Raw genomic sequence first — 11,952 nt, forward strand, 5'->3', positions numbered from 1 at the left:
CCTGACCAAAAGCCGTGAAGGCCTCCTTCCCGGCTCTTATGGCCGGGAAGGAGGCCTTCACGGACTTCGGCCTAGCTCACCGCGGTGATCTGCACCAGCGAGGTGCCGACCGTGACGCCGGTGTCGGTCTGCACGGCCAGCTGGCCACGCAGGGTCCGGCCCGCCGCCGGGGCCGAGGTGACGGTCACCGTCGCCGGCACCGTCCACGAGCTCCCCGACGCCCGCGGCGCGTTCGCGTCGGTCACCGCGACCGAACCGAACGCCGGGTTGGTGAACACGTCGAGGTAGTCGTAGGCGGTGGTGCCGCCGGGCACCGCGTACCCGTCGACGAGCGCCACCCACACGCCGGGTGCCGGGTTGGGGATGGTCACCGACTCCTCGGAGTCACCGTCCGCGCTGACCCCCGCCTGCACGCAGGAGCCGATCGTGCAGTTGTACAGCACCAGGTCGAGGTCCGTGCCCACGACGGCGGGGCTGCCGATCGTGGCGGTCAGCGACGTCGAGCCCGGCGTCACCGCGATCTGGTACTGCTGCTGCGTGCCCTCGGCGATCGACGGCCGCTGCACCTTGGCGCTGCCCAGTGTGGCGCCGTTCAGCTTGCCGGTGAACGCGCCGAGCGAGTTCTGCACGGTGTAGGACCGCGCGATCGGCGTGTTCAGCGCGGCCGAGGCGATCGTGTCCGGGTTCGGCGAGATCGCCGTGCCCAGCACCGTCGCCGACAGCTTGTACGCCGCTTCGTCCACATCGGACGTCCGCCGCGCCTCGACGACGATCTCCCACACGCCCGGCAGCGGGTTGGCGACGGTCCGGCTGGTCGGCGTGCCGCCGGCACAGCCCGCGCCCGCGTCGGGCAGGTAGCACGCGGTCGTGGCGGTGCTGGCCTCGGCCGGGACACCGGTCGGGTCGTACCGCAGGAACCGCACCTGGCCCTTGCCCGGGGCGCCGCCGCCGGCGTCCAGGTCGACCTTCAGCGCGCTGGCGCCCTGCGGCACCCGCACGAAGTAGCTGGTCGCCTGGTTGCGGGCGATCTTGCCCGAGACGTCGACCTGGAAGCCCTTGCCGGCGACGAACTCCTGCGGCGCGAAGACCGTGTTGAGGGTCTGCACGTCGATGCCGATCGTCAGCGGGTTGTCCAGGTACAGCAGGGCCGAGTGGACACCGGCGTTCTTCGGGTTGACCTTGACGTCGAACTTCACCGGGGTGTTCAGCGGCAGGACCACTGTGGACCCCGAGGAGAACGTGCCGTCGTTGCCGACCCACCGCACGAAGTACGGCACCGGGTGCGCCGAGCCCGTGGTGCGGGTGATCGTGTAGGTCCGGGTGTACGCCTTGCCGGTGGTCACGCCTTCGCGGTCGTGGATGCCCACGCCCGTGTTCGGCTTGGCCAGCAGGCCCGACAGCGCGGTGTGCACCTCGACCGACGTCGAGACGGCGTCCGGCTTCGGGTTGAGCGAAAGCGCGACGAACGCGGCCGGGACGTTGAACAGGCCCGCGCCCTGGGCGTACGCGCCGATGCCCGGCACGAACCGCGCGGTCGACTTGATCGCCGCCCGCAGCTGCGCGACCGGCGGCCGCTGGCCGTTGTGCGTCGCCTTGTACGCGCTCACCAGCAGTGCCGCCGCGCCGGTCGCCTGCGGCGCGGCCATCGACGTGCCCTGCAGCATCGCGTAACCGGCCGGCAAGGTGTACGTGCCGGGAACCGGGCTCGGCGCTTCCCACCGCGGGGTGGTCGAGATCGCCGCGCCGGGCGCGATGATGTCCGGCTTGAAGCCGCCGTCCTCACGCGGGCCGCGCGAGGAGAACGGGTGCATCGACTCGGGGTTCTTCGTGACCGAGCCGTAGTTCGACAGCCAGGTCTCCTTGGTGATGTACGAGCCGACCGAAATCGCGTCCGTGGCCACCGACGGGTCGCCGACGGTGTTCGCCCCGGCGCCGCTGTTGCCCGCCGAGATGAAGATCTGGACGTTGTACTCGGCGATCGTGCGGTTGTAGAGCTCCGCGCGGGCGTTGTTGCCGTCGTTGAGGGCCGGCAGGCCGCCGATCGAGATGTTGATGACGTCGGCGCCGTGGCTGGCGGCGTAGACGACGCCGTCGATCAGGCCCGAGGAGGTGCAGGCGCTGCCGGTGAGGCAGACCTTGACCGCGAGGACCTTCGCGCCCGGGGCCGCGCCGTCCATCTTGCCGCCGAACAGGTCGTTGCCGGTGGCGATGCCGGCGACGTGCGAGCCGTGCTCGGCGCCGGCGATGCCGATGCCGACATAGCCCGGCTTGTCGGTCTGGACCACGAAGGCCATCCGCTCGGCGATGTCGGTCGCCGGGTTGTCCGTGCCGAAGAAACCGACGTCGTACTTCTTGTTGTAGTCGGTCATCGGCTTCTCGTCGGTGAAGTCGCCGTTGCCGTTGAGGTCGACCCGGACCTCCTTGGTCGCGCTGTCGAGCAGCACACCCCAGGAGTCGGCGCGGTCGCCGTCGCGGTTGACGTCGCCGCCGGTTTCGCTGTCCGCGGCGCCCAGGTCGCCCGCGGTCTCGCCGAAGAGGCCGAACGTGTACGGGCCGCCGGTCGCCGGGGCCGTCCAGGTCTTGCCGTTGGCGGTGAAGGTGCCGGTGTAGGTCTGGGTGGACTGCTTGACCCAGGTGCCGTCACCGGAGTTGGTGGCGTTGGCGTTGTACCAGTCGACGATCTTGCGTTCGCCGTGGCTGGTGGTGGCCAGCGCGGGGGAGTCGAGGTCGACGCCGGAGTCGAGCACCGCGACCGTGGTGTCCTTGCCGTCCCAGTTGGGCAGGACCTGGCCGAACTGCGCCGCGTACGTGTCCCCAGTAGGCAGGTACGGGTTGACGCGAGGGGTGTTCTTGCCCGGGGCCGGCTGCGGCAGCGGGGTGGTCGCGCCGTCGGGCTTCGGGTCGTCGCGCTGGATGAGGCCGTCGACGTCGACGGCGTTCACCGACTTGAGCTTCGCGGCCTTCTCGGCCTTGTCCGGCGGGATGCTGACCTTGACGTAGTCGAGCTTCGCGTCGGTGGACTGGACGACCCCGCCGAGCGCCTTGAGCTCGTTCACGGCGGCGCCGGTCTGGCCCTTCTCGGCGGCGATCAGCAGCGTGACGTCCGGCTTCCCGGCCTTCTCGGCTTCGGCGACGAGCGCGCGGTCGTGCTCGTCGAGGGTCTTGCCGTCGGCCGCGCCGTTGGAAGGCGGGGCCTGCTGGGCGGAGGCCACCGGAACGGCGACGCCGAGGACGGAGGCGCCGAGTGCGGTGGCGAGGACGGTGATCCCGGCCCGCCGTCTCCAGCGCGATCTGTGCTGTGTCATCCGAGCAGTACACAGGGTGGGATCTTCGTCAGCAATCAGACAGTTAGCCCATAGACCGCAATTGGTTGCGAGCCGAATGGCGTAACCGGCTCGGCGGTTAGGCGGCCACCCGGAGCGGAGCTTTCACGTGAAAGCTCCGCCTTGCTACATGTGCGTATAGCGGGCTATATTCACGTGTAGTCGACTACATGCACGTATAGGACCACTGATGAGTACCGAAGACCTCACCGCACGGGCCCGGATCCGTGACGCCGCCATCAAGCTCTTCACCGAGCGGGGCATGGAGAAGACGTCGATCCTCGACATCGCCGGGGAAGCCGGGGTGTCGGGCGGCCTGATCCGCCACCACTTCGGTTCCAAGGACGGCCTGCGCGAGGCGTGCGACACCTACGTCTTCGACGAGCTGGTGCGCTTCAAGGAAGAGGCGCTGGAAAAAGGGCACGCGGACCCGGGTTTCATCCCGACGTTCGACGCCCGCCAGCTGCTGTTCCGCCGCTACATGGGGCGCGCGATGATCGACGGCTCCGAAGCGGCGGCGGCGCAGTTCGTCGACATCGTCGACGGCACCGAGCGCTACTTCACCGAGGCGGGGCTCGACATGCCGGACCCCCGCGCGGTCGGCGCCGCACTGGCCGCGATGACCGGCGGGCTGATGATCCTGCAGGACCACGTGGCGCGGGCGCTCGGCGAAGAGCCGGGCACGCACGAAGCGATGCTCCGCATGATGACCGCGGCCGGGTACATCTTCACCCACCCGCTCGCCGGTTCCGAACTGCTCGACAAGGCCCGCGAAGTGCTGGCCAGGGGAAGCGCGAAACGAAAGGAATGACGATGGCCGAAGCGATCACCGCCGACGGCCTCACCAAGGCGTTCGGCCGGACGAAAGCCCTCGACGGGCTCGACCTGACCGTCCACACCGGCGAGGTGCACGGCTTCCTCGGGCCCAACGGCGCCGGCAAGACCACCACGATCCGCGTCCTGCTGGGGCTGATGCGGGCCGACGGCGGCCGCGCCACCCTGCTCGGCGGCGACCCCTGGACCGACGCCACCGAGCTGCACCGGCGGCTCGCGTACGTGCCGGGCGACGTCACGCTCTGGCCCAACCTCACCGGCGGCGAGGTCATCGACCTGCTCGGCCGGCTGCGCGGCGGCCTCGACACCGCCCGCCGCGCGGAGCTGATCGAGCGCTTCGACCTCGACCCGCGCAAGAAGGGCCGGACGTACTCGAAGGGCAACCGGCAGAAGGTCGCGCTCGTCGCCGCACTGGCGTCCGATGTGGAACTGCTGGTCCTCGACGAGCCGACGTCCGGGCTCGACCCGCTGATGGAGGAGGTGTTCCGGCAGGTCGTCGCGGAGGAACGGGAACGCGGCGACCGGACGGTGCTGCTGTCCTCGCACATCCTCTCCGAGGTCGAGGCGCTGTGCGACCGCGTCACGATCATCCGGAGCGGCCGGACCGTCGAGTCGGGGACCCTGGACGAGCTGCGGCACCTGGGCCGGATCACCATCGACGCGTCGCTCGCGCGGGTACCGGCGGATCTGGCGTCACTGCCCGGGGTCCACGACCTGAGCACGTACGGCTCGCACGTCCACCTGTCCGTCGACCAGACATCGCTGGACGACGTGATGCGGCACCTCGCCGGGGCCGGGCTGCGGAGCCTGGTGAGCCGTCCGCCGACCCTGGAAGAGCTGTTCCTGCGGCACTACCGCCACGACGAGCCGGTCGGAGCGGGACGATGACCGGGACCTGGGCGCTGCTGCGGCTGGTGCTGCGGCGGGACCGCCTGCTCATGCCGGTGTGGATCCTCGGTCTCACGCTGGCGCCGATCGGGTACCTATCGTCGATCAAGGCGGCTTACCCGGATGCCGTGTCGCGGCAGCACTTCTACGACCTCAACGCTTCGAGCGCCACCTTCGTGGTCCGCAACGGCCCGCTGTACGGCTCTTCCGTGGGGAACCTTCTGGCGTGGCAGTGCGGGTTCGTGCCGGTCGTCGTCGGCCTGATCGCGCTGCTCACCGTGGTCCGGCACACCCGGACCGAGGAGGAGGCGGGCCGCCGCGAGCTCACCGGCGCGACGGTCGTCGGACGGCACGCGGGACTCGCGGCGGCCGTGATCGCCGCCTGTGGCGCGTGCCTGGTCCACGGGCTGCTGGTGGGATTCGGTCTGGCGGCCCAGGGCGTCCCGGCGGCGGGGGCGTTCGCGCTGGGTCTCGGGTTTTCCTTGGCGGGCTGGGTGTTCGCCGGCGTCGGCGCGGTCGCCGCCCAGCTCACCTGGGGTGCGGGCGGAGCGCGGGGGCTCGGGATCGGCGCGCTGGTCCTGGCCTTCCTGCTGCGCGCGGCGGGCGACAGCAGCGCGTCGGCCGGCTGGCTCGCGTGGCTGTCGCCGATCGGCTGGGCGCACCGGCTCCGCCCGTTCGCGGGGGAGCAGTGGTGGGTGCTCGCCCTGGCTGTCGTCGCGACCGGCCTGCTGGTCGTCTCGGCGGTCGCGTTGTCCGCGCGCCGGGACCTCGGCGCGGCGCTGCTCCCGGCCCGGCTCGGGCGTTCCGGCGCGAAGCCGTCACTGCGGTCGCCGCTGGCGCTGGCCTGGCGGCTGCAGCGGGGGACGCTGCTGGTCTGGACCGGGTGCCTCGGGCTCGTCGGCCTGCTGATGGGCGGGGGCGCGAAGAACGTCGCGGAGATGATGCGGGACAACAAGGCGGTCGGGGAGGTGTTCTCCCGGCTGGGTGGCGGAGGCGCGGTGACGGACGCGTACCTGGCCGGGACGATGACGTTGTTCGGGCTCGCGGCCGCGGGTTACGCGGTGCAGGCGACGCTGAAGCTGCGGGCGGAAGAGGCGGCGGGCCGGGCGGAACCGGTCCTGGCGACGGCGGTCGGCCGCCTCGGCTGGGCTCTCGCGCACCTGACGTTCGCCTTGGCGGGCTCGGCGTTCGTGCTGGCGGTGACGGGCTTCGCGACCGGCTTGACGTCCGGCGTCCCGCTGGTCCCGGCGGCATTGGCCCAGCTGCCGGCGGTGTGGGTGCCGGCGGGACTGGCGGCGGCGCTGATCGGCTTCTTCCCGCGCTTCGCCGCGGCGGCGTGGGGGCTGCTGGCGGCGTTCCTGCTGCTGTCGCTGGTCGGTTCGGCACTGCGGTGGAACGACGTGGTGCTGGGACTCTCGCCGTTTTCGCACATGGCGAGGCTGCCGGGAGGGACGTTCAGTCTCGCGCCGGTTCTGTGGTTGCTGGCGATCGCTTTGGTTTCGGGCGCGGGCGGCCTGGCGGCGTTGCGCCGCCGTGACATGCCGGTGGGATGACTTGGCGGCAACCGAGGGAGTCGAACCCTGCGCGGCTTGTGAAGGCGGCGCCCATGGACCGGCCCTGACCCTTCGGCGGGCGACGGCTGCCAGTGGTGACAACGCTTGGAGGTACCCGGATATTTCACGACTTATGCGTGTTTCACCCGGATGGGTCGGGCTGGCACAGTGGTCCGCATGGATGATCTCCTGCTGCGCCGCGTCCGCGTGGGTCTCGGGGGCGACCTCGCGGACGTCCGGGTGAACGACGGCCGGGTCACGTCGATCACCGGGCCGGGGTCCGAGGGGTTCGCGGCGCGCGTGGTCGACGGGCACGGCGGGACGCTGCTGCCGGGGCTGGTCGACGCGCACGTCCACCTCCTGCAGTGGGCGACGTTCCGGCGCCGGATCCCCTTGCACGCGGCCCGTTCGGCGGGGGAGGCGATCGAGCTGCTGCTCGCGCACCTGCTGGCGACGCCGGCGCCGCAGACGGAGCTCGTCGTCGGCGCGGGGTTCCGCGACGGGCTGTGGCCGGACAAGCCGCACAAGGACCTGCTGCAGCGGGCGCTGCCCGGCCGCGCGGTCGCGTTGTTCAGCGCGGACCTGCACACGCTGTGGCTGAGCCCGGCGGCGCTGAAGCTGATCGGCCGCGACCACCCGACCGGCGTGCTGCTGGAGGGCGACTGCATGACCGCGACGGCCCAGCTCCCGACGGCGGCGATCGACGTCCAGGACCGGTGGGTGGCGGAAGCGGTTTCCGCGGCGGCCGCGCGCGGCGTGACGCGGATCGTCGACTACGAGTACGCGGACACGGTGGCGGACTGGACCCGCCGCGGGGCTCCGGCGGCCCGCATCTCGTGCGTCATCGCGAAGCACCTCCTGGACCGGACCATCGAGCGCGGCCACCGCACCGGCGACGTCCTGCCGGGTTCGGACGGGCTGCTGACGGTCGGGCCGTTCAAGCTCTTCGTGGACGGGTCCCTCAACACGCGCACGGCCTATTGCCACGACCCCTATCCCGGTGGCGATTCGCCGGGCTCGCTGGAACTGCCGCCTGACGAACTGGTTCCGTTGATGCGGCGGGCGTTCGACCACGGCCTGCTCCCGGCGGTGCACGCGATCGGCGACCGCGCGAACACGATCGCGCTGGACGCGTTCGAGGAGGTCGGCTGCCCCGGCCGCATCGAGCACGCGCAGCTGCTCGCGGCGTCGGACGTCCCCCGGTTCGCTTCGCTGGGGGTGATCGCGGCGGTCCAGCCGGCCCACCAGCCCGACGACCGTGACGTCGCCGACCGCCACTGGCACGGCCGCACCGAGCGGGCGTTCCCGTACCGTTCGCTGCTGGAATCGGGCGCGCGCCTGGAGTTCGGCTCGGACGCCCCGGTCGCCCCGCTGGACCCGTGGGACGGCATCACCTCGGCGATCTCCCGCACGGACGACGACCGCCCACCGTGGCACCCGGAGCAGGCGCTCTCCCTCCCCGACGCCTTGGCGGCGTCCTCCGGCGGCCGTCGCGGGGTGGCGGTGGGCGACGTCGCGGACCTGGTGCTGACGGCGGCGGACCCGTCGGTGCTGTCGCCGGCGGACCTGCGCGGTCTCCCGGTGACGGCGACGATCGTCGACGGGCACGTCACGCACCAGGTTTGAGTCAGGGTCTTGCGTTGTCCACCGGACAACGGAAAAGATCCCACCGTGCATGTGACAACGTTGTCGCCGAGGACCCGGACGCGCGTCCTGGCCACCCTGCTCGCCGGAGCCACGACGATGGCTCTCGCCGTTCCCGCCGAAGCCGGTCCCCGGTTCGCCGACGACCCCACCACCCTCGTCGACACCTCGATCGGCAACAACGGCGACGGCACCACCTTCCCCGGTGCCACCACGCCGTTCGGGATGGTCCAGCTCAGCCCGGACACCCAGCTCAAGAAGTACGCGTCCTACGACTACGCGCAGGACACCACCCTCGGCTTCAGCCACACCCACCTCTCCGGCGTCGGCTGCCAGACCATGGGCAACTTCCGGTTCATGCCCACCACGGGCGCCGTCACCAGCAGCGACCCCGCGCGGTACGGCGCCAAGTTCAGCCACGCCGACGAAACCCGGCAGCCGGGGTACTACGGCGTCAAGCTCGGCAACGGCGTCGACGCCGAACTGACCGCCACCCAGCGCACCGGCCAGCACCGCTTCACGTTTCCGGGCGGAACGAGCGAGAACGTGCTCATCGAGGTCGGCGAAAGCAACGGCTACACCTACGCCGGCGAGGTCCACGTCGTCGGCGACGACACGGTCGAGGGCTGGCTGCAGGGCGGCAACTTCTGCTGGGAGACGCAGAAAGAGCGCTACAAGGTCTTCTTCAGCGCCAAGTTCGACCGCGAGTTCACGAGTTTCGGCACCTGGACCGACACCAAGCTGACACCGAACCAGCGTGACGCGAAGCTCGGCAGTCAGCGCACCGGCGCCTGGCTCACCTTCGGCACCGACAAGAACCAGGTCGGCGCCTCCGTCGGGCTCTCCTACACCTCCATCGACGGCGCCCGCCTGAACCGCGCGGCCGAGCAGCCGAAGTCGTTCGACAAGGCGCGCAAGGCCGCCCACGACACCTGGCAGGACGAGCTGAACCGCCTGCGCGTCGCCGGCGGGACGACGGCCGACCAGCGGACCTACTACAGCGCGCTCTACCGGTCGTTGCTGCACCCGTCCGTCGGGTCCGATGTGGACGGTTCGTACCGCGGCTTCGACGACGTCGTCCACCGCGGCCGCGACACCTACTACCAGATGTTTTCGCTGTGGGACACCTACCGCTCGCAGAACCAGCTGGTCGCGCTCCTGCACCCGGACAAGGCCGCGGACATGACCAAGTCCGTCCTCAAGATCTACCGGGACGGCGGCTGGGTCCCGCGCTGGGCGCTGGCGAGCGGCGAGACGAACGTGATGAGCGGCGACCCCGTCACGCCGTGGGTGGTCGACAACTACCGCCGCGGCCTCCTCGACGACCGGACCGCGCGTCAGCTGTTCGACGCGTTGTGGCGCAACGCCAACGAAGTGCCGAAGGACCAGTCGATCTTCCGCGGCCGCGACGGCAACCCGACGTACGTGAAGAACGGCTGGATCGGCTACCAGGACCTGCCCGGCTACACCTACGGCGACACGCGTCAGGCCGGGTCGGCGACCCTCGAGTACGCCCTCGCCGACTGCGCGCTGTCCACAATGGCTTCCGGCCTGGGCTACCGCGACAAGGCGGCGACGCTGCGGGCGCGCTGCGGAAACTTCGCGAAACTGTGGGACACGAGCGTCGAATCCCACGGCTTCACCGGGTTCCCGCGCACGAAGGCGGCGGACGGTACCGGCGTCGGCGACCCCGACCCGGCGAAGTCCACCGGGTTCCACGAGGGCACGCCGTGGCAGTACCAGTGGCTGGCCCAGCAGGACACGGCGAAGCTGTTCGGCCTGATGGGCGGCCCGGCGCAGGCGGAGAAGCGGCTCGACACCTTCTTCGACATGCCGCTGCTGCTCACCGACCCGGCGAAGGCGGCCAAGGACTCGTGGGTCCACGGCGCGTACGACTACCACAACAACTTCGCCTTCAACCCGAACAACGAGCCCGACCTGCACGCGCCGTGGATGTACAGCTGGACGGGCGCGCCGTGGAAGACGTCGGCGGTGCTGCGCGCGGCGCGGACGTTGTTCACCGACACGCCGTACGGCATGCCGGGCAACGACGACCTCGGCACCATCTCGTCGTGGCTCGTCTTCGGCATGGCCGGGATCTTCGAAGCCCAGCCGGGCTCCGGGACGTACCTGCTCAGCACGCCGATGTTCGAGAAGGTCGAAATCCGCCCGGACGGTGGCCGGAAGATCGAGATCGAGGCGCCCGGCGCGAGCGCGGCCAAGCTCCAGTACACAAAGGACGTCCGGATCGGACAGCGCGGTTACGACCGCGGCTGGATCTCGCACGCGGACCTGCTCCGCGCGGGCAAGATCCACTTCTCCTTGGGTGACATCCCCACAGCGTGGGGGACGCACTGGGCGCCACCCGCGATGTAGCGGACCCGGACAGCCCGGTACGAACGGTGCGAAAAGTGCCTCCACGTGCGGTGCGCCCCTATTTCTGCTGAGCTGGAGGCATGTCCGACACGAAGACGACGGCGACCGAGAAGTTCTTCCGGGTCGCGATCGCGATCAAAGGCCTCGACGGCGCCCTGCAGGTCGTCGGGGCGCTGATCCTCGCGTTCGTCCCGGCGGCGGCCGTCAGCGGGTTCACCCACGCCGTGATCACCCGCGACCTGCTCGGCGACCCGTCCGGCACGCTGGCGCGCCACCTCGAGTCGGCCACGGAGAACTTCCTCCACGGCGACACGAAGACCTTCGCCGTCGCGTACCTGCTGGCTCACGGGCTGATCAAGCTCGGCCTGGTGTGGGCGCTGGCCCGGAAGATCGTCCGCGCCTACCCCGTCGCGGCGCTGATCCTCGCCGCGTTCGTGGTCTACGAGATCTTCCGGGCCGTGCACACCCACTCGATCGCGTTGCCGTTCTTCGCCGCGCTCGACGTCGTGATCATCGTTCTCGTGCTGCGCGAGTACCGTCAGCTGAAGCGGGCCGGGTAGGTCTACGCGGCGACGGGAAATCGGACCGTCGTGCTGTCGGCCGCCTCCAGGGGTTCGACGTAGATGGCGGTCGCGTTGTCCGAGCCGCCGCGGGCGAGCGCGGCGTCGACGAGCTCGGCGGCGCCGGTGCCGGGCTGCGCCAGCACGGCGCGGATCCCGCCGCCGGCGAGCGGTTTGTGGACGCCGTCGCTGGTCAGCAGCAGCCCCGCGCTCGGGGTCGCGACCGTGCCGATCTCGTGCGGTTCGGTGGTGCGCACGCTGGTCGTGACGACGTGCTCCATCCGCGGCGTCACCGGCTGGTGGCGGGCGCGGAAGTACTCGGCGAGCGTGTGGTCGGTGGTCAGGAGGGTCAGCGCGGTGCCGTCCCAGGCGTATGCGCGGGCGTCGCCGACCCAGGCGATGCGGTACCCGCCGTGCTCGGCGGGCATGGCGACGACGAGCACGGCGTCCCCGCCGCCCAGCTCGCGAACGGCCCGCTGCGCGGCGAGAACGGCCTCGACGGGTCCTTTGTGGACGGCCGTGCGCGCGGCGGCCGCGGCGGCGGTCCGGGCGGCCCGCGCGGCGGCGGGATCATCCCCGACCCCGTCGGCGAGAGCGAACACGACACCTGGCCCGCCGGCGGCGGCGTACGCGCCGACGGCGTCGGCGTTGAGTGAGCGCGGCCCCTGCGCGCTCGCGGTGTGCCACCGCGGGTAACCCGGACGTGTGGTGATCATCGCGGCCTCCTCGTCCCCTCTGACCTCCATGATCCGCGCCGAATCTGAGGACCGGCTG

General features: G+C 71.2%; 8 protein-coding genes. 6 read left to right on the forward strand and 2 right to left on the reverse strand.

Annotation, left to right across the window (positions count from 1 at the left end):
- Nucleotides 1-71: 71 nt before the first annotated feature.
- Nucleotides 72-3,305 carry a S8 family serine peptidase gene (locus AB0G28_RS28295; RefSeq protein WP_361095339.1) on the reverse strand — a complete coding sequence of 1,078 codons (3,234 nt, stop codon included), beginning with the start codon at nt 3,303-3,305 and terminating at the stop codon, nt 72-74.
- Nucleotides 3,306-3,513: 208 nt separating this feature from the next.
- Here AB0G28_RS28295 and AB0G28_RS28300 point away from each other — a divergent pair, with 208 nt between their 5' ends.
- From AB0G28_RS28300 to AB0G28_RS28325, 6 genes are all read left to right on the forward strand, one after another.
- A complete protein-coding gene (locus tag AB0G28_RS28300; protein WP_361095342.1) occupies nt 3,514-4,134 on the forward strand; it encodes a TetR family transcriptional regulator in 621 nt (206 codons plus the stop codon).
- A gap of 2 nt (nt 4,135-4,136) precedes the next feature.
- The gene (locus AB0G28_RS28305; protein WP_361095345.1) at nt 4,137-5,045 is read left to right on the forward strand and encodes an ABC transporter ATP-binding protein; all 909 of its coding nucleotides are present in this window, start codon (nt 4,137-4,139) and stop codon (nt 5,043-5,045) included.
- A complete protein-coding gene (locus tag AB0G28_RS28310) occupies nt 5,042-6,598 on the forward strand; it encodes an ABC transporter permease (RefSeq protein WP_361095348.1) in 1,557 nt (518 codons plus the stop codon). Before AB0G28_RS28305 ends, AB0G28_RS28310 begins: the two co-directional genes overlap by 4 nt.
- Nucleotides 6,599-6,775: 177 nt before the next feature.
- The gene (locus tag AB0G28_RS28315; protein ID WP_361095351.1) at nt 6,776-8,224 is read left to right on the forward strand and encodes an amidohydrolase family protein; all 1,449 of its coding nucleotides are present in this window, start codon (nt 6,776-6,778) and stop codon (nt 8,222-8,224) included.
- A gap of 45 nt (nt 8,225-8,269) precedes the next feature.
- The gene (locus AB0G28_RS28320; RefSeq protein WP_361095354.1) at nt 8,270-10,618 is read left to right on the forward strand and encodes a GH92 family glycosyl hydrolase; all 2,349 of its coding nucleotides are present in this window, start codon (nt 8,270-8,272) and stop codon (nt 10,616-10,618) included.
- An 80-nt stretch (nt 10,619-10,698) separates the two neighbouring features.
- Nucleotides 10,699-11,178: a DUF2127 domain-containing protein gene (locus AB0G28_RS28325; RefSeq protein WP_361095357.1), complete on the forward strand. Its 480-nt coding sequence runs from the start codon at nt 10,699-10,701 to the stop codon at nt 11,176-11,178.
- Between the two features lie 2 nt (nt 11,179-11,180).
- On the opposite strand, the gene AB0G28_RS28330 is transcribed toward AB0G28_RS28325, so the two are convergent.
- The gene (locus AB0G28_RS28330; RefSeq protein ID WP_361095360.1) at nt 11,181-11,894 is read right to left on the reverse strand and encodes a serine/threonine protein phosphatase; all 714 of its coding nucleotides are present in this window, start codon (nt 11,892-11,894) and stop codon (nt 11,181-11,183) included.
- Between the last annotated feature and the right edge of the window lie 58 nt (nt 11,895-11,952).

Origin of the sequence: Amycolatopsis sp. NPDC021455 (assembly GCF_040640995.1) — a bacterium.
In the GTDB taxonomy this organism is placed as follows: domain Bacteria; phylum Actinomycetota; class Actinomycetes; order Mycobacteriales; family Pseudonocardiaceae; genus Amycolatopsis.